Genomic DNA, 22,951 nt, shown 5'->3' with positions numbered 1-22,951 from the left:
CGCATGGAAAGGATGAAAGATGAAGTTCTCGCTCTTCCTGCATATGGAGCGCTACGACGAGACGGTCTCGCATGCGCAGCTGTTCGACGAGCTGCTGGCCCTGTGCGATCTGGCCGAAGAGGGCGGTCTGCACAAAGTGTGGATCGGTGAGCATCACTCGATGGAATACACCATCTCGCCCAATCCGATTCCCCTGCTGGCCGCTGTCGCGCAGCGCACCAAGAAGATCCGCCTTGGCGCGGGCACCTTCATCGCCCCCTTCTGGCACCCGCTGCGCATGGCGGGCGAGGCGGCTTTGCTTGATGTCATCAGCGGTGGTCGCGCCGAAATCGGTCTGGCACGCGGCGCCTATCAGTTTGAATTCGATCGCATGTTGAACGGCGTTTCGGCGAATGACGGCGGCAAGTACCTGCGCGAGATGGTCCCCGTGATCCGCAAGCTGTGGGAAGGCGATTACGCCCATGACGGCGAGATCTGGCAGTTCCCGGTTTCTACCAGCGTGCCCAAGCCGGTGCAGGAGCATCCCACCATCTGGATCGCTGCGCGTGATCCCGATTCGCACAAATTCGCTGTGGCCAATGGCTGCAGCGTGATGGCCACGCCGCTGTTCAAGGGCGACGACGAGGTCAAGGATCTGGTCCGCAAGTTCGATGAGGCCTGCGAAGCCTCGCCCGACGTGCCGCGCCCCGAGCTGATGATCCTGCAGCATGCTTACGTGCATCAGGACGACGATGGCTGGAAGCGCCCCGCCGAGGCGATTTCCTATTTCTTCCGTGCCTTCGGCGCCTGGGCGGGCAACAAGAAGCCGCCGGTCAACGGCTTCCACAAGGACATCGCGCCGCTCGATCCGGTGAAGTTTGCCGATATCGTCCCCGATGCGCTGCGTCAGGGCGTGATGATCGGCAAGCCGGACGAGATCATCGCCCGCCTGAAGGCCTATGAGGCGATGGGCGTCGATGAATACAGCATCTGGGTCGACAGCGCGATGACCTTCGAGGAGAAGCGCGACTCGGTGAAGCTTTTCATCGATCACGTCCTCCCGGCCTTCGCGTAATGCCCAAGGCCTATTGGATCGCGCGGGTCGATGTGACCGACCCGGAAGCCTATGCCGGTTACATGGCGCTGGGGCCGAAAGCCTTTGCGCAGCATGGCGGCAGGCTTCTTTCGCGCGGCGGCCACACCGTTGCGCTGGAGGGGCCCATGCCCCGCCAGCGCAATGTGGTGATCGAATTCGAGAGCATGGAGGCCGCGCTGGCCTGCTATGACTCGCCCGAATACCGGGAAGCCCGTGCTGCGCGCGCGGGCGCGGCCGAGGTGGAGATCATCCTGATGGAAGGACTGGAACCATGAGCGACACCCGCGAACGCGGCGAAAAGTTCGAGCGCGGTCTGGAAACCCGCCGCGCCGTGCTGGGCGATGCCTATGTCGACAAAGCGGTCGACAATGCCGACGATTTCAACTGGGCGATGCAGCAGCTCACCACCGAATATTGCTGGGACCATATCTGGAACCGGCCCGGTCTGGATCGCCGCAGTCGCTCGATCCTGAACCTTGGCATGCTGGCGGCGCTGAACCGCCCGCATGAGTTCAAGGCGCATCTGCGCGGCGCGCTGAACAATGGCATCAGCCGCGACGAGATCCGCGAGATCCTGCTGCAGATCGCCTGTTATGTCGGCATTCCGGCGGGCGTGGACAGCTTCCGTCTGGCCCGCGAACTGTTTGCGGAGATCGACGCTCAGGGTTGATCGGTCCTGACGTCGATACGAAGAGGGCGCCGGATCATCACGATCCGGCGCCCTTTCCTTTGTCCTATGAGGGACGGTTCAGAGGCCGCCCAGCATCACATATTTCAGTTCGAGATAATCCTCGATGCCATGATGCGAACCCTCACGGCCCAGACCCGAGGCCTTGATGCCGCCAAAGGGCGCGACTTCGGTGGAGATCGCTGCCTCGTTAAGCCCGACCATGCCATATTCCAGCGCCCCGGCCACGCGCATGGCGCGCCCGATATCGCGGGTGTAGGCATAGGCCGCCAGACCGAATTCGGTGTCATTGGCCATGCGGATTGCCTCGGCCTCGTCCTTGAAGCGGATCACCGCCGCCAGAGGACCGAAGGTTTCCTCGCTGGCCACGATGGCATCGGCAGGCACATCGGCGATCAGCGTTGGCTGGTAGAACAGATCATGCGCGCGCTGGCCGCCTGCCAGCAGCTTGCCGCCACGGCGCACCGCATCAGCGACATGCTCGTCCACCTTCACTACGGCCTTTTCGTTGATGAGCGGACCGGTGGTGGTGCCCTCCGCCGTGCCATCGCCCACGACCAGTTCCCCGATCCGCTGGCGCAGCGCTTCCACGAAGCGATCATGGATGCCGTCCTGCACCAGGAAGCGGTTGACGCAGACGCAGGTCTGGCCCGCATTGCGGAACTTGCCCAGCATCGCGCCCTTGACCGCCGCATCCACATCGGCGTCGTCGAAGACGATGAAAGGCGCATTGCCCCCCAATTCCAGCGACAGCTTCTTCAGCGTCGGCGCGCCCTGTGCATAGAGCATCTTGCCCACCGGGGTGGAGCCGGTGAAGGTCAGCTTGCGCACAACGGGGCTTTCCATCAGCGCGCCACCGATGGCGGCGGCATCACCGGTCACCACGTTGAACACGCCAGCGGGCACGCCCGCCTCCTCGGCCAGAGCGGCCAGCGCCAGAGCGCTGAAGGGTGTTTCCGGCGCGGGCTTGAGGATCACCGTGCAACCGGCGGCCAGCGCCGGGCCGACCTTGCGGGTGATCATCGCCGCCGGGAAGTTCCAAGGGGTGACGGCGGCCACCACGCCCACCGGCTCGCGCCAGACCATGATGCGCTGGTCGCGGCGGGGGGCTTGGATCACCTCGCCATCGATGCGGCGGGCTTCCTCGCCGAACCAGCGGATAAAGCTGGCGGCATAGAGGATCTCGCCCCGCGCCTCGGCCAGAGGCTTGCCCTGCTCGGCGGTGAGGATTTGCGCCAGCGCCTCCTGATCCCGCAGCATAAGATTGTACCACGCGATCAGAATGTCGGCGCGTTCCGCCGCCGGGCGGGCGCGCCATTCCACCAAAGCCGTCTCAGCCGCCGTGATGGCCTGCTGCGTGGCTTCCGCGCCCAGATGAGGCACCGTGCCCAGCACCGTGCCCGTGGCGGGGTTGGTCACATCGGTGGTGTCATCCCCGCCGATCCAAGCGCCATCGATATAGGACTTGTCGCGGAAGGGGGAGAGGGTGGTGATGTTCATGCCACCACCTCCGCGCCGTGGTCGCTCATCTTGCCGCGATGGTAGAGCAGCACCGCGCCATCCTGTTGCTCGATGCGCTGCACCTCGCCCACGATGATCAGGTGATCGCCGCCGTCATATTCCTTCCACAGGCGGCATTCGATCACGGCGGTGGCGCCCGGCAGCACCGGATTGCCCAGATCGCTGATCGAGAACTCCAGCGCCGCCACCTTGTCCGCGCCCTTCGAGGCGAAGGCCATGGCCACATCCTGCTGCCCGGCGGCGAGGATATGGATGGCAAAGCGCTCGCCGCGCACCAGATGGGGATAGGTCGCCGAAGTGCGCGAGGGGCACACCAGCACCAGCGGCGGGGCCATCGAAAGCGAGCTGAAGGCGCTGGCGGTGAAGCCAACCGTGCGGCCGTCCTCGTCCTGGGTCGTCACCACGGTGACGCCCGAGGCGAAGCTGGCCATCGCTTGGCGGAACTGGGCGGGGTCGATTGTCAGGTTGGTCATGGGTCTCACCGCATCACAAAGGGATCGCCCATCGGCTGTTCCGACAGGTTGACCCACACAGTCTTCAGCTCGGTGTAATCGAGCACGGCGTGAATGCCGCCCTCGCGGCCATAGCCGCTGGCGCCATAGCCGCCGATCGGTGCCATGGCCGAGACGGCGCGATAGGTGTTCACCCAGACGATCCCGGCATGAACATCGCGGGCGAAACGGTGGCCGCGCGCCATGTCGCGGGTCCAGATGCCTGCGGCCAGAGCATATTCGGTGCCGTTCGCCAGTTCGAGCGCCTCGGCCTCGGTTTCGAAGCGCATGATCGCCGCAACAGGCCCGAAGACCTCGTTCTGCACGATGTCCAGCGTGAGTGTCTCGGCGGCGATCAGCGTCGGTTCGTAGAACCAGCCTTCGCGGCCTGCCGGGCGCTGGCCACCAGCCAGAACTTCGGCGCCCTGTTCGCGGGCGCGGGCGACCATGGTCTCCACGATGCCCAGCTGCTGCTCGGTGGCCATGGGGCCCATGTCCGAAGCCGGGTCGAGCGGATCGCCGATGGCGATGCACGCCATGCGCTCCTTCAGCGCCGCGACGAAGCGGTCATAGATCCCGGCCTGCACCAGCAGGCGCGAGCCCGCTACACAGCTCTGGCCCGAGGCGGCATAGACGCCCGCCACCGCGCCATTGACCGCACCTTCCAGATCGGCGTCGTCAAAGACGATGTTGGCCGATTTGCCGCCCAGTTCCAGCGAGAGCTTGGCGAAATTGTCCGCCGTGGCGCGGATGACGTGGCGTGCTGTGGAAGGCCCGCCGGTAAAGGCCACGCGGCGCACCAGCGGATGGCTGGTGAGCGCCGCGCCAGCACCAGCGCCAAAGCCGGTCACGACGTTCACGACGCCATCGGGGAAGCCTGCTTCCTTGGCCAGCGCGGCAAAACGCAGAATGCTGGCCGAGGCATGCTCGGAGGGCTTGACCACAATTGTGTTGCCTGCCGCCAGCGCCGGGGCCAGCTTGATCGCCGTGAGGTACAGCGGGCTGTTCCACGGGATGATCGCGGCCACCACGCCCAGCGGCTCGGGCACGGTGAAGGCGAACATGTCCGCCTTGTCGATGGGCAGGGTGCTGCCTTCCAACTTGTCGGCCAGACCGCCGGCATAGTGGAAGAATTCGGGCAGATAGGCCAGCTGGCCGCGCGTTTCGCGGATCAGCTTGCCATTGTCGCGGGTTTCCAGCTCGGCCAGTTCCTGCCCGTGCTGCGCGACCAGATCGCCCAGCTTGCGCAGCAACTTGCCGCGTGCCGTGGCGGTCAGGCCCCGCCATGCGGACGAGCGGAAAGCGTCATGGGCGGCGCGCACGGCGCGGTCGGCATCCTGCGCGTCGGCATCGGGCAGGATCGCCCAGGCCTCGCCCGTGGCGGGGTTCTGCGAGGCATAGGTGCGCCCGGAGAGCGCATCGACCTGCTGCCCTCCGATCAGCATCTTGAAATGGGTCTGGCTCATTCGGACTCTCCGTAAGCGCGCGCCTCTTGTTGGAGGCTGTGCAGGAAATCGGTTAGCACGGCGTTGGTTTCTACAGGCATTTCGACCGGCATCATATGGCGGGCGCCCGGCACGATGGTCAGCCGCGCGCCCGGAATGCGCTGGGCCAGCGCCCATGACATCGCCGGGGTGGAGCCCACATCGAACTCGCCCGTGGTCACCAGAACGGGCACGGCGATGCCGGCGACGCGGTCTGCGCCGAGGGCATCCTGCGTGGCAAAAAGGCGATAGGAGGTTTCATAGCCCTGCGGATCGTTGGCGGCAAAAGCCTGTCGCAGATCGGCGAGATAGGGCTCGTTCCTTTCGCGGAAGGAAGGGCTGAACCAGCGCTCGATGGCGGCGTCCATATTGGCGCCGGGGCCATGGGCCTGCACCTCGGCCACACGGGCCAGAATGTTGGCGCGGACATCGGGTTCACGCTCGAAGACGCCGTTCATCAGCACCAGAGCGTTCAGGCGATCCGGGTAAAGGAAGGCGAAGGCGCGGGCGACCAGCGCGCCCATCGAGAAGCCGATCAACACCGCCTTCTCCACGCCCGCCAGATCGAGCAAGCCCGCCACATGGGCGGCATAATCGTCAAGCGTGGCATCGGCGGGCGGGGTGGGGCTGGCGCCATGGCCCAGCATATCCACCGCGATCACGCGATAATGCGGGCGCAGCGCGGCAATTTGCGCCGACCACATGGCGCGGGACAGGCCCACACCATGGATCAGCACGACCACCGGCAGATCACCACCGGTGTCGTCGAAAGCGGCCCGCGCGGGCAGGGGGGGCAGAGACGCTGCCACGATCAGCCCTGCGCCGCCTTTTCCGCCGCGATGGCTTCCAGATCGAGATAGCGGTTGCCGATGCGCGGATGCACGCGGCCACCATCGGCGGCGCCCAGCACGATCACGATTTCATCGTCCAGCGGCGCGTCGGAAATCGCGAATTCGCCGGTGATGTAGTGCGAGCGAGCGCCCTCATCGTCCTTGTGCATCATCGGCACCTGGATCGAGGTGTTCTGACCACCACGCTTGTTGGTGAAGCTGAGGTAGGACTTGGCCTGCACCGCCTCGCGATAGTGGTTGCCGAAGCGCAGCGTGTGGATCAGCGCCGAGGCATGCTCGATCTCGCCCGCGCCGCCCACAACGGCGGCCTTGCCATAGGCCTCGATCTTGTCGGCGCCGCCGATCAGGGCGCAGAGGCGCTCCACCATCAGCGCGCCCAGATCAGAGGCAATCGCCTTGATCTCGGGCTGCAGGTCCTCGACGAAACCGCGACCGGCCCAGGGATTCTTGACCACGGCGGCCAGCAGAACGGTGGTGACGGGCTTGGTGGCTTCCTTGCCGCCCTCGATGCGAACGTCCTCGATGTAGCTGACCAGCTTGCGAATCTTGAGCGTCATGGCGCGCCTCCTGATATGTATGTTGTCGGATGGTATACCAAGACAATAGACAGGGTTCGCCCTTTCTGTCAAAGAGAGAATTGAGACAGGGCGAAAGTTAAAATGGTTGAGACTCTAGAGAAAATTGAGACCCGCCCGCAGACGCTGCGGCTGATCGCGCTGGACCGTGTGCGCGATGCGGTGATGGAGGGGCGAATCGCTCCGGGCGAACGTTTGGTGGAGCGCACGCTGGCGGAAAGTCTGGGCGTCAGCCGCTCGGTGATCCGCGAGGTGATCCGCAATCTGGAATCCGAAGGGCTGGTGGAAAACGCGCCCTCGGGGCCCCGTCTGGCGACGATTTCGCCCGCGCAGGCGCAGCAGATCTATGAAATCCGCAGCCAGCTGGAATCCTCGGCGGCGGCGGCCTGTGCCGAAGCCTCCACGCCCGAGGTGGTCAGCCAGTTGGAAGCCGCTTTGGAGGCGATCCGTCAGGCGCATGAGGATCGCAATCCGATTGGCGCGCTGCGCGCCTCGACGCGGTTTTACGAGATCATCTTCATGACCGGCCAGCATGATATCGCCTGGGATATCGTGCAGCGCCTGAACGGGCGGATCAGCCAGATGCGGGCGATGACGCTCTCTGTTGTGGGCCGTCAGGCGGCGGGGCTCAAGCGCCTGTCGAAGATCGTGGCCGCCATTGCCGATCGCAATCCCACCGCCGCCAGCAGCGCCTGCCGCCAGCATGTGCAGGAAGCCGCAACCATCGCGATCAAGATGCTCGAAGGTTCAGCATAAGGCGAGGGGGCGGCTGCTCTGCTCAACGAGGGCAGGCGAAGCTGCCCCCATGCCATTTGGCTAAAGCGGCAGGTTTTCGCGAGCGGCGCGGATCAGTCCGTTCAGCCAGTCCTGATGGCCGTTGATCATCGGGTTGGGGCTCGCCTTGGCCAGTTCCTTCGCGGGCTCGCCCTTCTGGGTTTCCTGCGTGAGGATGCGGACGCGGCCACCCTCCAGGTTCTCGACCAGCCAGGCGTGATGTACGTCCAGACGGTCTGTCGCGCCCTCGTCTCCGGCCCAGCCATGCCAGGCGACGCGGCCCGGATGGCCCTCAGCGGGGGCGACATATTCGTTGCAGCGCGCATCGACGGGGAAGCCAAAAGTCTTGAAGAAGAAGCGCGAGCCATCCTGCAATTGCGGACCTGTGCCATCGAGAAAGGCGGGATCGGCGCTGTTGGCGTAATAGCTGGGCCAAGCGGTAGGAGTGACCAGATAGGGCCAGATCTGCGCTGCCGTCAGCCCTGCCACGATCACTTCGTTCGAGCAAAAATTATCTGTAAAGCCAGGGGTATAATCTTCTGGCCAGATGATCGCATTCATGGGTTTGTTCCTTGGGATGAGCCGGGATTGGCGGCGATCTGCGCCTTGGAGCATTATCAGTCCAATCGTGAATCAGGATCATCGCCATCATGATCTGTGATGTCGGGAATTCGCGGATTTGGGTGCCGCCGTACGGAGGTTCGAATTCTCCCGGCTCAGCCAATGGAACGACTGGGGAGGTGGATGGCCAATTCCCCGTGTCATCCATGCTTGGGTGAGGACCAATCGCGGGTCTGGGCATTGCATCCCCAGCGCTCGCCCTGACCGTTCACCTCGGCTGGGCATCATCCCGGACCAAGGCGGTGTAAGCCTCTTTGATGGTTCTTGTGAGTTGCTGATGCCATGATCCGGCGGCCGACTGCTTACAGACCCGTGTCTCTGACAGCCGAAAAGGCGCGGAGGGAAGTGCGGTCTTTTCGTGAAAGGCTGTGCATCCGGGCGAATGCGACCCGACCCGGATGCACACCGCCTGAGTCGGGGAGACAGAAGGTCCATGCCGCGAACTCAGGCGTCGTTATATTATAACGAAGATGCAATCGATATCTAGTGCTGGCTATGCGGCCGCTCAGAGGCGCACGCGGATGTCCCGATTTGACACAGGGGTAGTGGAAGCAATTGCACCACCCTCGCTGGTCGATGCGCTGGAGCTTTGGCCAACGCGGCTGGCCGAGGTGACGGACAATATCGGCAAACGCCAATGGCTTGAGGCCTGTGCGGCACACGCTCCAGACATATGTTTTACACGAAGATGTGGGGCGATTCCCCAAAAGTCAGGTGGCGTGAATTGAAATTATGGATAGTTGTTGGAGAGGTAAAGTTATTTAATATCATGATATTGAGTGATTTAGCGATGAGTTGAGGTTGCGAAAAGGCGATGGGGTGTTGAATTTTATATGGAAGATGAAGGATATTATTTGGGAGAATCGAGTTAAGACTCATTGTATCAAGGTGTAATGTAAAATGTATGGAAAATATATGTGATCTTGACTGAATTAAGACAGGGAGGCCTTGAGTGATAATATCCCAGTTGGTGGATGTGCAGCCGCGCTTGACGGTACGGGAATGTGAAATCCTTGGATTTGTCGCCTTGGGACTGTCTGCCAAGGAAATTGCGAGGCATGTCAGCCTGGCGCCCCGCACCGTAGAGCGATATATTGAAAACATGCGTTTGAAGCTGCGCGCGAAGAACAGCGCTCATATGGTCGCCTGTGGGCTCTTCTACGGAGCCATCAGCGTCAACCCGGTGGCCCCCGCCGTTTGAGCGCGACGGACGCGCTCATGGAATGACCTATCGGTTGTTTGGGCTCTTTTCGACACCGTGCCCTGTGTGGCGCAAACGCCCAGGAGCTTTGCAGTATTCGCACCTGTGATGCGGTGCCTTGCCTTTGAATCCGTCGAATACCGAGATACTCCTATACGATCCATGTCTGAACGCAGGAAGGCCGACAGCTTGATCGACTTTCGCCGGCAATCGATGATGTGCTGGTGGAAGAGAAAGAAGCGATGTTGGGTCCGGGAGGGCAGCTTCGGATCAAGTAAGGGGGCTTGGCCGCCCCTCATTCAGCTTGCCTGAGGGCAGTTCCGTTGGTTCAGGTTACGCGCCTAGCCAGCGGCAGAGCGGGTCATGCCTCTCAGAGGGATAGGCTCTGATTGACGGCAATGAAGACGGGTTGCTTTTCGCGGCGGGATTGCCGATCACATCAGGATCAGGCGCCGATCCATCGATTGGATCACCCGCCTTCGCCTCAACCCGGTTGCGGACATCGAGATCCCGCGCAGCGGCAGGATACGACGATGCGCTATGAATTTTCGGAAGTCCTCAACGACCTCATCGATTATTTTCTCGTTGCAGACCTTCGCGCGTTGCTCCGCTTCAAGGAAGAAAACGCACTTCCCGACGATCTCGGTCAGGAATTTGTCACGAGTGATTCCGGTGATCGTGCCGTCCATGAAGGCTTCGTGCTCCCGGTCCCCGGCCTCGACAATTTCCCCTATACCATCATATTCACGCTCGCTCCGAGCGCCCCCCGGTTAACGGAATCGACATGCAGGCTGCAGCATCGCCGCGTGGGCTATTATTTGCGTGTTGAAAACCGATCTCTGGCGCTCTTTACTTGGCGGGCTCTCCATAATTTTACGGGAGAAACCGTAGAGAAGCTCCTTGCGAAATATTCCGAGCCCAACCGACCGATTATCGAGATTGAGAACGGTTGGTATCAGGTTGAAGTTCGCGCAGGCTGGATCGCTGCAGACAATGGGAACGGATCTGCCCTGGATGAGCCGGCATTCGAGTTTGTGCTGATCCCCTCTGACCCGCCCCAACGACCGGCGCCGGTCGATCTTGGCTATTCATTCGGTCTCGATCTGTAGAGAGCCACCTGAAAGAAATCCTTGGCTTCGACCATGACGGCGCCCAAGTGGATCATGTGTTGGCCGAGCCAGACATGTACGTGCCCATCGTGTAGCGGCATGTCTGGGCTACCGGACCGCTTGCTCAAGCAGGGACCTGCGTTGCGGTTGCCAGGTTACGCTGTTCCACAGGAAAAGGGGGAGTGGCGGTTCGCCATCAAAGGCTGGCATCCCGAAATTCGACACGGTGACGCCAACCAGCCGGATACCCATTTCAGGAGGGAAGATCGAGCGAACCAGATCGAGGCTGGTCTGGAGCAGCAAAGCTTTGTTGGTGATGCTGCCAGTGTCGCTGCGGCTGAGTGTGATGATCCGAAACTCCTTGAACTTGGCTTGACGGTGGCGGTGCGCCCGAAGGCTCCTTTGTTGTGCAGGCACTGAAACGGCAGTGGGTTGAGCAGGAGGCCCGCGCTATCGCGAAATGCCCGCAACAGCGTCCAGCCGAAACCGTCTGGCGGGGCGTTCATGCCTGTATTACCGGGATCGCTTGTCAAAACTGACGGCGAGCCCCGCAATTGCATGCAATATGCATTGCGCCCACGCAAACTCAGGCCATGGTAACGGCAGGTCGGTCTTTGCCGGCAGGGTTGCGATCCTTGGCTGCCCGCCCTAGCCCTTTGCCAATCGCTTTACGGAGTTTCCTGCCTCATGCGCCTTCCCGCCTGCGTGCTTCTGGCCGCCACCATGCTGGCCTCTCCTGCCTTGTCTCAAACGGCCTCGGAACACATTCACACTTACGATGCGCTGGCTCTCGCGCCGAAAGGCGATCGGCTGGCCGCTGTGGAACCGGCCGGTAAGGATCACTCCGCCATCGTCCTGCGTGCTGCGGCTGATGGCCATGTGCTGACCACGCTCGACCCATGCGGCACCTGCACCTATGCAGGCCTCGGCTTCTCGATGGATGGCGCGCTGGCCTTTGTTGCGCGTGACCGGGCGAAGGGCATCTCCAGCCTGATGCTGGCGCAGGATGGCCAACTCCGCACATTGGCCACCATTGCCGGGCTGGCCGCTACGCCCCGCTTCTCGCCCGATGGCAAGCGCGTGGCTCTGCTGGTGACCATCGGCGCATCGAAGGAAACCGGCGCGACGCAGGCCGGAGCCCGGCAAGTGGGCGAGATCGGGGACAAGAGCGACGAACAGCGCCTGGCCCTTTTCGACCGCAATGCCACGCTTTCCAGCGCCGATGTCAAGCCGCTGACCCCCGCCGACCGCTACATCTATGAGTATGACTGGGCGCCGGACGGGCGCAGCCTTGTTGTTACCAGCGCGGTGGGCAATGGTGACAACAACTGGTGGGTGGCCACGCTGGACGCGGTGGATGCCGCAACCGGCGCGCAGCGCACCATCGCCAAGCCCACCACCCAGATCAACATGCCCCGGGTCTCGCCGGATGGCAAAACCGTGGCCTTCATCGGCGGCGTGATGAGCGATTTCGGCTCGATCGGCGGCGATGTCTGGACCGTGGCGCTGGCCGGCGGCACGCCTGTCAACCGCACGGCGGGCGATAAGGCCACCGTCAATTCGCTCGACTGGACCATGGGCGGTTTGCGCGGCACCCGCCTTGCCGGTGACAGCGCTCAGCTGGTGTCCTGGGGCGCGAGTGGTCCCGCGCGGGTCTTGTGGAATGCTCCTGTCAGCCTTGGCGCGGGCGATGGCCGTGCGGTCTGGTCGGCCGATGGCACACGTGTGGCCAGCGTGCAGCAGGATTTCACCCATGGCCCCGCCATCCTGGCGGGCACCGCCACGGCGCCGCGCCTTCTCACCCATGACAATGACAGTCTTCCCGCTGTCACCCGCGCGCGCAGCGTGACATGGACCAACGATGGTTTCACCGTGCAGGGCTGGGTCCTGGCGCCGCTCACCGCCGAAAACGCGGCCAAGGCGCCGATGGTGACGATCGTTCACGGCGGCCCGGCGGCGGCCAATGAACCGCGCTATGTGCAAAAGGGCACCGTGGCCGATCTGTTGGCCAAGGGTTATTACATCTTTTACCCCAACCCTCGCGGCTCCTATGGGCAGGGCGAGGCCTTCACCGCCGCCAACAGGCGCGATTTCGGCGGCGGCGACCTGCGCGACATCCTGACCGGCATCGACGCGGTGGAGAAGATTGCGCCCGTTGACGACAGTCGCCTTGGCCTGACCGGCGGCAGCTATGGCGGCTTCATGTCGATGTGGGCCAACACGCAGACCAACCGTTTCAAGGCCATCGTCGCTGCCGCAGGTCTGTCGAACTGGATCAGCTATTACGGCACCAATGGCATCGACCAGTGGATGCTGCCCTTCTTCGGCAAGACCATGTATGATGATCCTGCAGCCTATCGCGCCGCTTCGGCCATAGACTTCATCAAGCAGGCGAAGACCCCCACCTTCATCTATGTGGGCGAACGCGACATTGAGGTGCCGCCCACGCAATCGGTGGAATATTGGCACGCGCTTCACGATCTGGGCGTGCCGACCAGCCTGGTCATCTACCCGGACGAAGGTCATCGGCTGCGTCAGCCTGCCCATGTCAAGGATGCCGCCGCCCGCACCGTCGCCTGGTTCGACACTTATCTTGGAGTCGGCAAACCCTGAAGATGCGGCCTGTTTTCCTCTGATCACGTCGGGCGCGCTTCGTGCGCGCTCGACGAAAAAGGCCTGCCTTACGGCTCCCCCAATCTTGCCGCTGCCATCAAGGGCGCACCGCGTTTGATCGTCTTCATGCAGATGGTCGTGGCAAAGCGCTGCACACCGGGCAGGCGGCTGAGGTTTCCGCGCAGCAATCCGTCCAGCGCTTCCACGTCGCTGGTGACGACATGCAGCAGATAATCGCCGTCGCCTGCCGTCGTGTAGCAATTGAGGACGGCGGGATGGTCCATGATGGCCGCTTCGAAAGCCGGATGCTGCGCAAACTCGACGGAGACCTCAACAAAGGCACTGAGTTTGAGGCCAATGGCATAGGGATCGATGGCGGCAGGGTAGCCTGTGATGATGCCCTGCTGTTCAAGCGCCTGCACCCGGTTCCAGCACGGCGTTTTCGATAGGCCGACCTTTTCGGCCACGGCCCCGAAACTCTGACGGGAATCCTGTTCCAGTTCGGCCAGAATGGCGCGATCGAACCTGTCCACCTCAACCCCTCTCAATCGCAAAATGTCTGCCAGACCGTATCGCAACGTGGATAGCGTTCCTGAAGGCTTCGATAAAGAGGAATAATGTTCTGCATAACCGTGATGCCATGGCGGCTTAAAGGACAACATTCGCCACCGGAATGCCTAGAATACCCGCAGAGGGAGCCAAGGCCATGACCGATCCAGAAACCCGCGGCAAACATGCTGCACCATCCGCGCGAAGCCTGTTTCACCTGCCGGAGGGCGGGCCCTACCTCATCGCCCATAGTGTCGGATGCCTGCCCCTCGCCGCCCGGGATAGCGCCGAGCAAGCGTTCTTCGCCCCTTGGGAGACCGCTGGCGGCGATGCATGGCCGCAATGGCTCGGGGCGGTCGACGCGTTCCGATCCGCTCTGGTCGATCTGTTCGGCGGCGAGGCCCGTCAATGGTGCCCTCAACCCGGCGTCTCCGCCGCCATATCGCGGATCATCAGCGGCCTTGAATGCCGCCCGGGGCGCAATGTCGTCCTGATCTCCGAACACGCGTTTCCCTCCGTGGCCTATGCCGTGGAGGGGCTTTCCCGCCTCGGTTTCCGCATGGAGCTGGTGACAGGCGATCCTTCAGACCTGTCCAATTGGCGGCGCCTTGGCGATCCCGACATTGCCGTGGTGGTGATGATGCATGTTCACTCGAACACGGGTATCCTCAGCCCGGTTGCCGAACTGACGGCGATGGCGAAGGCCAGGGGTGTTTTCTCGATTGTCGATATCGCCCAGTCGGCGGGTGTCTTGCCGATCAGCGTCGATGCATGGGATGCCGATGCGGTTGTCGGCACCTCGGTGAAATGGCTGAGCGGCGGGCCGGGCGCGTGCTTCGCGTGGATCTCGCCCGAGGTGATCGAGCGCATCATGCCGGTCGAGCGCGGGTGGTTTTCGCACGCGAACCCATTCGAGATGGATATCCATCACTTCGCCTTCGCGCCCGATGCACGGCGGCTCTGGGGAGGAACGCCCTCTGTGGCGCCTCTTGTGATCGCGACAGCTGGCTTGCGGACTGTGGCGGGGATCGGCGTTGCTGCCATTCGCGCGCATAATCTTGATCTTTCCGGCAGGTTGCTGGGCCGGATGGACCTTGGCTTCGCCGATCCCGGCATTCTGGCCCAGCGCGGCGGCACATTGTGCCTTATCCTCGACGAGCATCACGAGGCTGCGCTGAAAGCGGACGGCGTCCGTTTCGATCGACGGGGGCCGCGCCTGCGCCTCTCCTTCGGCATCTGGAATGACGAAGCGGATGTCGATCGCGTGGCCGATTGCCTGCGCTCGGCGAAGCGCGGTTGAGGAGAGCAGGATGACACAGAACGCGGAAGCCTTCGATCGCTGGATTCGCACGGATTTCGTCGCGATGAACACCGAACTGGAGGAGCTTTATTTCGCCCGCGAGGACCGCTCTGCGGTCGAGGGGATTGGCGAGGGCATCAAGCAGCGCCTGTGCGAGGAGGGGCGTCTGCTGATCGTGCCGCTGCTGGCAGAGGGGCGGACGACCGATGGTTTTGGCTCGGCTTTTCACCTGCTCGGCAATGTTGGTCTCTATCTGGGGGCGCTGCGCCGGCATGAATTGACCAATCCCGATCGCGAAGATCAATCGCCGCATAGGGAGGCCTCCGCACTGGCGCTTCATGTCGGCGCGGCGGCGGGCATGGCGCCACGCTTTGCGACCGCCCATCTGGCCACGCATAATCTGGCCGTGAACGGGGTGCGCAAAAGCTTCACCGCGCTGCCTGACGAATTCCTGTTCATCGACGAGAACACGCGCGGCATTCTGAGCTTCCAATGTGCGGCGGATGCGCTGCGGCGGCTGGTCGCCATCGGTGTGAGCAGCCCGGTGGCCGATGTGCTGTTCGAGCAGGCCGGCGTCGCGCTGGAGGCCGTCATCCGCTTCAACCAGCGCCTGTTCGAGACGCTGGATGTCGATCGGTTCTTCTACAGCGTGCGGCCCTATTACAAGCCTTACAGGGTCGGTCGGCATGTCTATCGCGGCGCCAATGCCGGGGATTTTCCCGGCATCAACGAGATCGACCTGCTGCTCGGCCTCTGCCGCGCCAGCGATCCCTATTATTCGCAGCTGCTGCTTGAGAAAATGCCCTTCATGATGCCGGGCGATCAGGCACAATTGCGGGACTGCATGGCGACGCCCAGCATGCTTGACGCGTTTTTGCTGGCAGCCGACAGCCATGCGGATCAGCCCTGGTTCCAGACCAACGCCCGGGCGTTTCTGAAGCTCTGCGATACATTCGGGCGGACGGCGCAGCAGCATCACGACATGCTGGTTGACCGTTTCATCACCCGTCCGGCTGCGCAGGTGAACACACGCGCTTTGAACGGGATCACTGCGAGCGGGCCGCCGCTCGAAGTGCTGTTGCGCAGTCTGGAGCGGTTGCGGGACTATCGCTGCGCCGCACCGCGGGACGATGTCCCCACGCGTCACCGGGATATCGAGCGCCTTCGCATGCTTGTGGGCACCAGCTGACGCCATGCACTGCGATGGACGGATGGACGCATCGGCATTGCAGGACGGGCCGACGCAGTTGTGATCCAGAGTTGGCTTTAGGGGCAGAGGGATGAGGCGGGATCGATAAGGCCAACATAAGCCGTTGTGGATTGGCCTTTCTTCATGATGTCATGGGCAGCGGCGGTGTGCGCGTGGGCGTTCTTTTCGGTCTTCATCACCGGATAAGACCGGGATGTGCTTTCAGATCGGCTTCAAGGCGCCCGTTGCGCAGCCACCGCAGGACCGGCATCGCCATGATGGCGCAGGCAGCAAGGCTTACGCCCGCATCCATCAGCAGCGAGCCCGCAACCCCTCCGGCCAACCGATAGCCATAGCCGTCAAGCGCCTGCATATAGGCGTAAGGCACGATGAGGGCGCTCTGCAGCAGCCCGAACTGGCTGGAGGCCAGCGGGTCCTCGGGCGCGATCGAGCGGAAGATAATCGCGTTCTGCACCACCTGGGCGCAGGTCTGCGCGGCGCATTCCCCCAGGACGGCCAGGACATAGACCGGTGCTGTATGCGGCAGAGGCAGCAACAGCAGGGTAAAAGCCGCCCCCACCGAGCCGACCAGCAGATAGAGCAATGGCGCGGGCATCCGTGTCATCACAAGGCGGATCGCCAGTGCCCCTAGCAGTGAGGCCACCATCTGCCCCATGCCATTGGCCGCACCGACCACACTGGCCGAGGCATGGAAATCGCCGCCCAATCCTCCAAAAGCGTTGGTCAGGGTAAAGGCAGCGCAAGGCATCGCGAGCAGCCCCGCAATCCGCAGGACCGGCCCCCGCCTTGCCAGATGCGCGACATCGCGTGCCAGCGTGCCAAAGGTTTCGCGCATGGCTTTGCGGTCAGCCGATGGGCTGGGCAGTGCCAGCAGGATCGGCATCGTCAGCACGCCGATCCCCGCGACGGCCAGACTGCCCAGCGGTGTGGGCAGATGGGTGAGCAGCCAGAACTGGCACATCGCGCCCAGGCTGAAACCCAGCGCATTGCCGATGCCGAACCATGTGCCGACGGTTTCGTCGCAGCTTTTGGGAAGCGCGGCCCCCAGCCAGCCCCCGATGGCTGCGTTGTAGAGCGAGGTCGCCAGCGCCATCGCCGCAAGGCCCGGGGTGAGCAGCGCGCTGGAGGTGGGCAGGAGCAGCACCGCCAGCGCAAGGGCGGTGGCCAGAAAGCCCAGCGTCACCGACCATTTCCGGCGGCTCATCGACGTATCGAGCACCGGGGCCAGCGCGAAAGTCGCCAGCGACAGCGCCATGACCATCGCCCCGATGTTGGCGATCTCCGGCTCGGGCACGCCGCGCGCCGCCAGTTGCTGGGGTACGGTGACCAGCGGCACGGCATAGAGATAGCCGTAAGTGGTGTTGGCCAGCCCCATCAGCCAGACATGCCGGGGAGGCTCGCTCAGCGGATCGGGCATTGCCTGCCTTCCCCGCTGTTAGCCTTCGTAACCAGATCGGCACGCGGCGGCCATGCTCTGAGGCATGATTGGTCTTGAACGCCAGTGGCTGCCATGGGCGTGTTCTGAAGCCAGTGGAAAGGCAACTGCGTTTCAACACCTGCGGACATCATTCCCCCATCTTCTGACAAAAGCGTCGCCGGCGGCGAACATGCTACACGGCGCAGCTCGGGAGGATAAGGCTTGCCGATGGCATCCATGCCATTCTTTGACGATATCGGGAAGGGACGCTTAAAAGCTCCTGGCGCATCAAATCTCGGCGGGTTTCGACACTTCCACCCGGTTCCGCCCATTCGCCTTGGCCTGATAAAGCAGTGCGTCAGCTGCAGCCAGAATGGCCGTCGGTTCGTCGGTGCCGTCCGTGCTGGCGATGCCGATGCTGATCGTCACCTGAAGCTGCGTGTTCTGCTCGACCCAGCTCCATGCTTCAACCGCACTGCGCAAACGCTCGCACAGGATAACCGCATCGGCACTCCCAACGTCCGGCATCAGCAAGACGAATTCCTCGCCCCCGAACCGTGCCAGAAGTTCGCTCTTGCGGATCAACCCGCTCAGGATCGCGGCGATCTGGCGCAACACCTCGTCGCCAACCAGATGCGAGAAGCGATCGTTGATGCGCTTGAAATGATCCACATCGAGAATGGCGATGGCATAGGCTGAACCGGCACTCTGCGCTTCCGCCAAGGCATGCTCCAGCGCCCGGCGATTGTAGAGACCGGTCAACGGATCTTCGAGATTGGCTTTTTTCAGCCGGTCGGTTTCCTGAGTCAGCTCCAGGTTCGACACTTCCAGCGCCTGTGCCTGAAGGCGTGCCGTTTCGCTCTGGTTGCGCAGCTGCTCGGTCTCATACTGGGTTGCTGCGACGCGCGCGCTGCGCTGGGCGGTGTGCGTGCAGTAACGCACATAATGATCGTGAAATTCGCGGTGCCAGTGCAGGGCCATCCGGAAATCGCCCTTGCGCTCATAGGCCTCGGCCAGTGCCTGACAGCCCGGCACGCCGGATTCGAGATCATTCACCTGATCGGCATGCTCGACCCCGGTCTTGAGCGCGACGATCGCTTCGTCGATCCGCCCCTGGGCGATGAGCACCATGCCGTTGCAGCGATGGTATTGGGTGGTGTCGCGGTCGCCCACTTCACCGGGAAGCTGCTGCCAATGCTCCATATGGGCCATGGCGCTATCGGTATCGCCCACATGCAGCGCGAATTCGGCCAGATTGCCGAGGCAGATCCGCGCCCCCCAATGATCCTGATGAGCCAGAGCCAGAGCCAGAGCTTCTTCGGTGACGCGGTTGGCGTGGTCGATGGCGGAGGCGAGGTCGCTGCGGTCGCCCTGCGCTGCCTTGATGGCGGCATGATCGCCTCTGATCCCGCCATCGTTGATCAGCCACCAGCCCAGCGCCACCGGATCGCCCACCTGCCGCGCCAGAGCGACAGCCTGAGTGCTGAAATCAAGCGCCAGTTCGAATTGCTTGTACATCCACAGAACCACGGCAACCGTGTTCTGTGCCAGACACAGCGCCGCCGGATCACCCGCCTTTTCCGCCTGCCGCAGCGCCTGCATCGCCTCCTGCTCGGCGCCGGGCATGCCCATCTGGCACAATTGCCAGGCGTAGTAACAGCGGCAGGTCGCCTCACGGACGGCATCGCCCGTGACCTGCCAGAGTTCAATCGCTTCCAGCGCATGCACCGCGCCCTGTTCATAGCGGGCGGTCATGAAATAGTACCAGGAAAGCTGCCCGGTGCTCAGCGCATAAACATGCTGGTTGCCATAGGCGAGCGCCTCGTTTCTCACCTGTTCGGCAAGGGTGATCGCCGAAATCGGCTGACCGGAGCGTGACAGGCGCTCGGCTTCGGCCAGCCTTTCCTGCGCGATTCCCGGCAGGCTGCGCGGCAACACACTCTTCTTCGGGAAGAATGAGGCAAGATTCGCCGTGCCGGGCATTAACTGTTCCGAGGATAAAATCATTATGAAAAACAATCCACTCGCCAGATCGCAACAGCATTTACGGTCCAGTTGAATAGAATGCCTCAAAACATAAAAATTCTTTCCTAAGAGGCCGACTCGGAAATTTCTTAAACAGGCTTTCCCTCCTGTTAGCCTTACGCTGATGGGAGGACCGTAACTGTTTTGAGGGTGATCGGCTGTGCCTCTGCCCGGAACTTGTCGGAGTTCGGTGCCTTCCCTGATCTGTCAGGAGAAGCGCCATGGCTCGTCAGGCCGACCCCGTTCCCGACCGTATCGACCCTCAGTCACCCTCTGAGGCTGTTTTAAGGCGCTCCATCTCTTCGCTTACCTTCGCACCACAGCGACCGGGCGCGAGTTTTGCTGCATGAGTGCGCAAAACGGCCCCACCGCCTTCTCGCGTCGTGACATATGCGGCGGCATCGCGGGCCTCTCGCTCCTGTCACTGGCGCGTGCGACCGGCGCTGCCACGGGCGCAACAAGCTTCGCCCCGCCGCAAGACTTTTCATGGGAGGCCTTGACGGCGCGCGTCCGGGCGCTGTCGGGCAAGCCTTACGAAACGCAGTCACCCGTTCCCGGCGCGCATGACATTGACTTCGATGCCGCGGGCAAGCTCACCTATGGCCCCGCCACGCCGCTGGCGGGAACGGTGCGCCTGCTTCCGGTCAACCGCTACGCGCCAACGCCAGTCAAGCTGAACATCCTTGAGGGCGGGCGTGCCCGCCGCCTGCTGTCGACCAAAGGGCTGTTCGCTGGCGGTGGCGAGTCAGAAGCCTCGGGCTTTCGCGTGCTCCACACCGGCGCTGACAGCGACTGGTTGGCCTTTACGGGCGCCTCCTATTTCCGCACGGCCGGCGCGCAGAACCAATATGGCATCTCGGCAAGAGGGATCGCGGTCGACACGGCGCTGGCCACCGAGGAGGAGTTTCCGGCTTTCACCGAGTTCTGGATCGAGACCTTCGGCGATACGGGCATGCGCGTCTACGCGCTGCTCGATGGCCCCAGCCTTGTCGGCGCCATGCGCTTCGACAACACCATGGGACCCGACGGAGTCCTGCAGGATGTGACCGCCGTACTCGCCATGCGCCGTGACATCAAGCGCCTGGGCATTGCCCCTGCCTCCAGCATGTTCTGGTATGATCAGAATTCGCCCGAGCGCACACCGGACTGGCGGCCCGAAATCCATGATTCCGATGGTCTGGCGATCGTTGCGGCCAATGGCGAGCATCTGTGGCGCCCGCTACGCGATCCCCGGCATCCTCGCACCAACGCCTTTACCGTCATCAACCCGCGCGGCTTTGGCCTGATGCAGCGCGATCGCCGCTTCAGCGACTATCAGGATGATGGCGCCTTTTACAACCGCCGGCCCAGCCTTTGGGTGGAGCCGATCGGCGATTGGGGGCCGGGGGCGGTGATGCTCTATGAGTTTCCGACCGACTCCGAAATTACCGACAATGTCAGCGCCTTTTGGCTCAGCGATACGCCGGCACGGGCTGGAGGCTATCATGAATGGCGCTATCGGCTGCACTGGACCTCGCATGACCCATCGGTCGGTGCAGGTGCGCGCCTTGTCGATCAGTGGAACGGCGCTGGCGGCATGGCTGGCGCGGCTGCGCAGCAGGATACACGCAAGCTGGTCTTCGATTTCGAAGGCGAAAATCTGGCCGGGCTGGACCGCTCAAGTGGGGTCGAGGCGGTGACCAACCTGCCCGCCGCCGCCGTGGTGGCGCAAGCGGCCTATCCTGTGGTCGGCGTCGAAAAGCGTTGGCGCGTAACCCTCGATGTGCGGCCTGCGGCGATCACTCAACCTGAATTCCGCCTGTTTCTGCGGCGTAAGGGAACCGCCTTGTCTGAAACGGTGGTCGAGCCTTTGATCCTGTGAGCCGCCCATGGACGGGCCTGCCCCTCGATCTTTCCTCAGCAACCGATCTGCCGCGGGGGACAAGGAACCAGATGTTGTCCTCATCGCTTACAATGTGGTCAGTCTCACCGAAAGGGGGCGCTATGCTTCGTTCTTTCCTTATGGGTCTGGTGGCCGGGCAACGCGGCATCACGCCACTGGCCGCCATCGCGACGGCCACGCGCAGCGGTAGCTTGCCAACGGATCTGCCACTGCAGTCGCTGCTGCTCAATCCGCTGATCGCGGCGGGAACGGCGGCGCTGGCGGCGGCAGAGATGGCGGGCGACAAGATGAAAACCGCGCCTGATCGCATCGAGCCTGTCGGCCTTGCCGTGCGCAGCATCACCGCCGCCTATGCCGGGGCGGCTGTTGCGCCGCGCGGTCGCCGGATGCTTGGCGGAGCGATTGCGGCGGCCACCGCGCTGACCGCATCCTACATCGGCTGGAGACTGCGCTGCACGGCCATGGGGCGCTATGGCCAGACGGTGACCGGCTTTATCGAGGATGCCATCGTCTTTGGCAGCGGGCTGGCGGTTGCCAAGCCATCCCTGATCAAGGCAGAATGACAGGCTTTCAAGCGAAACGGCCACCAAGGGAGACGGCGTGTCCAAAATTGTCAACGGATCGAGCAAGCAGCCCCTTTCGGGCAAAGCGCCGCAGCAGATTGTGCTTCTGCTGCATGGATATGGCTCGAATGGCGCGGACATGATCTCCTTTGTGCCGGAATGGCAAAAGCTTTTGCCCGATGCTCTGTTTCTGGCGCCCAACGCGCCGCAGCCATGTGTGATGGGGCCGGGTTACCAGTGGTGGGCGCTCAACGCCTTCAATCCGGCGGCGCTGGCTGCCGGTGCTGCCAGTGCCGCAGCGCCCATTGATGCCTTTATCGACCGAAAGCTGGCGCAATATGGTCTGGGTGAGGACAAGCTCGCGATTGTCGGTTTCAGTCAGGGGACGATGATGGCGCTGCATGTCGGGCTCAGGCGCCAGCGGGCGGTGGCGGGCATCGTCGGCTATTCAGGGATGCTGACGGGCGCGGCCGAGCTGTCACGCGAGCCGTTCAGCAAGCCGCCCGTGCTGCTATCCATGGTGATCAGGACGATATCGTGCCGGTCACCGCGCTGCGAGCAGCGCAAATGGAGCTGGAGCCGCGGGGTATTGCGGTGACGACCCATGTGTCGCAAGGGCTTGGGCACGGCGTGGATGATATCGGATTGCGGATGGGGGCCGAGTTCGTCGCCAGCGCCTTCGGATTGTGAGGCTTCAGGAGACGCGGCATGTCCGATGATTACGCTCATGGCCAGAGAGATGGCCTGAGACTGGCGCTGGCGCTGCTGGCCGCCGAAGAGGCGAAATGGGCAGCCCTGCTGGGCGAGAGCCGGTCGGGGCGGACGAATTTTGCGCGCGATGTTCGGCACAAGAGCTTTCAGGTCGCGCAAAAGCGGCTGCAGACTGCGCTGAACCGCCTGAAGCCCAAGGATGGCGTGATCGCTGACACCGAACTCGCATCAGCTCTGGAAAAGATCGGGCTCTGAAGCCTTTCTGGCGCTGCGATGAGAGCAATAAGGGGG

The 22,951-nt window shown here is 63.0% G+C and carries 23 protein-coding genes and 1 tRNA gene; 14 read left to right on the top strand and 10 right to left on the bottom strand.

Annotated features, from left to right (window positions below; translation table 11 throughout):
• Nucleotides 1-19: 19 nt before the first annotated feature.
• The 3 genes from HGK27_RS20555 to HGK27_RS20545 are packed head-to-tail and all read left to right on the top strand — an operon-like array spanning nt 20 to nt 1,745.
• Nucleotides 20-1,054, top strand: a complete 1,035-nt coding sequence (locus HGK27_RS20555; protein ID WP_206244700.1) for an LLM class flavin-dependent oxidoreductase — start codon at nt 20-22, stop codon at nt 1,052-1,054.
• Entirely contained in the window at nt 1,054-1,350 is a 297-nt protein-coding gene (locus tag HGK27_RS20550) for a DUF1330 domain-containing protein (protein ID WP_206244699.1), read from the top strand. Before HGK27_RS20555 ends, HGK27_RS20550 begins: the two co-directional genes overlap by 1 nt.
• Nucleotides 1,347-1,745: a carboxymuconolactone decarboxylase family protein gene (locus tag HGK27_RS20545; RefSeq protein WP_206244698.1), complete on the top strand. Its 399-nt coding sequence runs from the start codon at nt 1,347-1,349 to the stop codon at nt 1,743-1,745. Before HGK27_RS20550 ends, HGK27_RS20545 begins: the two co-directional genes overlap by 4 nt.
• A 78-nt stretch (nt 1,746-1,823) precedes the next feature.
• On the opposite strand, the gene HGK27_RS20540 is transcribed toward HGK27_RS20545, so the two are convergent.
• From HGK27_RS20540 to HGK27_RS20520, 5 genes are read right to left on the bottom strand one after another with little or no spacing between them, the layout of a single operon-like run.
• A complete protein-coding gene (locus tag HGK27_RS20540) occupies nt 1,824-3,263 on the bottom strand; it encodes an NAD-dependent succinate-semialdehyde dehydrogenase (protein WP_206244697.1) in 1,440 nt (479 codons plus the stop codon).
• Complete coding sequence (locus tag HGK27_RS20535; RefSeq protein ID WP_206244696.1) at nt 3,260-3,757, bottom strand: flavin reductase family protein; 498 nt, start codon at nt 3,755-3,757, stop codon at nt 3,260-3,262. The genes HGK27_RS20540 and HGK27_RS20535 overlap by 4 nt, the downstream gene beginning before the upstream one ends.
• 5 nt (nt 3,758-3,762) lie before the next feature.
• Nucleotides 3,763-5,241, bottom strand: a complete 1,479-nt coding sequence (locus tag HGK27_RS20530) for an aldehyde dehydrogenase (RefSeq protein ID WP_206244695.1) — start codon at nt 5,239-5,241, stop codon at nt 3,763-3,765.
• Nucleotides 5,238-6,071, bottom strand: a complete 834-nt coding sequence (locus HGK27_RS20525) for an alpha/beta fold hydrolase (protein WP_407674703.1) — start codon at nt 6,069-6,071, stop codon at nt 5,238-5,240. Before HGK27_RS20525 ends, HGK27_RS20530 begins: the two co-directional genes overlap by 4 nt.
• Nucleotides 6,071-6,667, bottom strand: coding sequence for an amino acid synthesis family protein (locus HGK27_RS20520; protein WP_206244693.1), 597 nt, complete (start codon nt 6,665-6,667; stop codon nt 6,071-6,073). Before HGK27_RS20520 ends, HGK27_RS20525 begins: the two co-directional genes overlap by 1 nt.
• A gap of 102 nt (nt 6,668-6,769) precedes the next feature.
• Here HGK27_RS20520 and HGK27_RS20515 point away from each other — a divergent pair, with 102 nt between their 5' ends.
• Nucleotides 6,770-7,441, top strand: coding sequence for a GntR family transcriptional regulator (locus HGK27_RS20515; RefSeq protein ID WP_206244692.1), 672 nt, complete (start codon nt 6,770-6,772; stop codon nt 7,439-7,441).
• A 60-nt stretch (nt 7,442-7,501) separates the two neighbouring features.
• Here HGK27_RS20515 and HGK27_RS20510 read toward each other — a convergent pair whose 3' ends face one another.
• Nucleotides 7,502-8,020 carry an SRPBCC family protein gene (locus HGK27_RS20510; RefSeq protein WP_206244691.1) on the bottom strand — a complete coding sequence of 173 codons (519 nt, stop codon included), beginning with the start codon at nt 8,018-8,020 and terminating at the stop codon, nt 7,502-7,504.
• A gap of 90 nt (nt 8,021-8,110) precedes the next feature.
• Between HGK27_RS20510 and HGK27_RS20505 the strand changes: the two genes are divergently transcribed.
• The 3 genes from HGK27_RS20505 (at nt 8,111) to HGK27_RS20495 (ending at nt 10,390) form a co-directional block, all read left to right on the top strand.
• Nucleotides 8,111-8,182: transfer RNA gene (locus HGK27_RS20505), tRNA-Ser, on the top strand.
• Between the two features lie 850 nt (nt 8,183-9,032).
• Entirely contained in the window at nt 9,033-9,281 is a 249-nt protein-coding gene (locus tag HGK27_RS20500) for a helix-turn-helix domain-containing protein (protein WP_241127676.1), read from the top strand.
• Between the two features lie 533 nt (nt 9,282-9,814).
• Entirely contained in the window at nt 9,815-10,390 is a 576-nt protein-coding gene (locus HGK27_RS20495) for a hypothetical protein (protein ID WP_206244690.1), read from the top strand.
• A 108-nt stretch (nt 10,391-10,498) separates the two neighbouring features.
• On the opposite strand, the gene HGK27_RS20490 is transcribed toward HGK27_RS20495, so the two are convergent.
• Nucleotides 10,499-10,807: a DinB/UmuC family translesion DNA polymerase gene (locus HGK27_RS20490; RefSeq protein ID WP_206244689.1), complete on the bottom strand. Its 309-nt coding sequence runs from the start codon at nt 10,805-10,807 to the stop codon at nt 10,499-10,501.
• A 270-nt stretch (nt 10,808-11,077) separates the two neighbouring features.
• On the opposite strand from HGK27_RS20490, the gene HGK27_RS20485 reads away from it, so the two are divergent.
• Complete coding sequence (locus HGK27_RS20485; RefSeq protein ID WP_206244688.1) at nt 11,078-13,003, top strand: S9 family peptidase; 1,926 nt, start codon at nt 11,078-11,080, stop codon at nt 13,001-13,003.
• A 68-nt stretch (nt 13,004-13,071) separates the two neighbouring features.
• On the opposite strand, the gene HGK27_RS20480 is transcribed toward HGK27_RS20485, so the two are convergent.
• Nucleotides 13,072-13,536 (bottom strand): Lrp/AsnC family transcriptional regulator, encoded by a 465-nt coding sequence (locus HGK27_RS20480; protein WP_206244687.1) that lies wholly within the window; start codon nt 13,534-13,536, stop codon nt 13,072-13,074.
• A gap of 173 nt (nt 13,537-13,709) precedes the next feature.
• On the opposite strand from HGK27_RS20480, the gene HGK27_RS20475 reads away from it, so the two are divergent.
• Together HGK27_RS20475 and HGK27_RS20470 are read left to right on the top strand one after the other, a co-directional pair.
• The gene (locus HGK27_RS20475; protein ID WP_206244686.1) at nt 13,710-14,852 is read left to right on the top strand and encodes an aminotransferase class V-fold PLP-dependent enzyme; all 1,143 of its coding nucleotides are present in this window, start codon (nt 13,710-13,712) and stop codon (nt 14,850-14,852) included.
• 10 nt (nt 14,853-14,862) lie between these two features.
• Complete coding sequence (locus HGK27_RS20470; RefSeq protein WP_206244685.1) at nt 14,863-16,041, top strand: PrnB family protein; 1,179 nt, start codon at nt 14,863-14,865, stop codon at nt 16,039-16,041.
• 196 nt (nt 16,042-16,237) lie between these two features.
• Here the strand turns inward: HGK27_RS20470 and HGK27_RS20465 are convergent, their stop codons facing one another.
• Together HGK27_RS20465 and HGK27_RS20460 are read right to left on the bottom strand one after the other, a co-directional pair.
• Nucleotides 16,238-17,479, bottom strand: a complete 1,242-nt coding sequence (locus HGK27_RS20465) for an MFS transporter (protein WP_206244684.1) — start codon at nt 17,477-17,479, stop codon at nt 16,238-16,240.
• Between the two features lie 288 nt (nt 17,480-17,767).
• Complete coding sequence (locus HGK27_RS20460; RefSeq protein ID WP_206244683.1) at nt 17,768-19,414, bottom strand: GGDEF domain-containing protein; 1,647 nt, start codon at nt 19,412-19,414, stop codon at nt 17,768-17,770.
• Nucleotides 19,415-19,850: 436 nt separating this feature from the next.
• On the opposite strand from HGK27_RS20460, the gene HGK27_RS20455 reads away from it, so the two are divergent.
• The 4 genes from HGK27_RS20455 to HGK27_RS20440 all read left to right on the top strand — a co-directional run bounded on the left by HGK27_RS20455 (nt 19,851) and on the right by HGK27_RS20440 (nt 22,915).
• Nucleotides 19,851-21,365, top strand: a complete 1,515-nt coding sequence (locus HGK27_RS20455) for a glucan biosynthesis protein (RefSeq protein WP_206244682.1) — start codon at nt 19,851-19,853, stop codon at nt 21,363-21,365.
• A gap of 122 nt (nt 21,366-21,487) precedes the next feature.
• Entirely contained in the window at nt 21,488-21,949 is a 462-nt protein-coding gene (locus tag HGK27_RS20450) for a DUF4126 domain-containing protein (protein ID WP_241127674.1), read from the top strand.
• 37 nt (nt 21,950-21,986) lie between these two features.
• Nucleotides 21,987-22,547, top strand: a complete 561-nt coding sequence (locus HGK27_RS20445; RefSeq protein ID WP_322099064.1) for an alpha/beta hydrolase — start codon at nt 21,987-21,989, stop codon at nt 22,545-22,547.
• A 110-nt stretch (nt 22,548-22,657) separates the two neighbouring features.
• Complete coding sequence (locus tag HGK27_RS20440) at nt 22,658-22,915, top strand: hypothetical protein (RefSeq protein WP_206244681.1); 258 nt, start codon at nt 22,658-22,660, stop codon at nt 22,913-22,915.
• The last annotated feature ends 36 nt before the right edge of the window (nt 22,916-22,951 follow it).

Origin of the sequence: Novosphingobium terrae, from assembly GCF_017163935.1 — a bacterium.
Lineage (GTDB): Bacteria > Pseudomonadota > Alphaproteobacteria > Sphingomonadales > Sphingomonadaceae > Novosphingobium > Novosphingobium terrae.
Note: the sequence above shows the minus strand (reverse complement) of the source record. Positions and strands in the feature narration are given on the sequence as shown.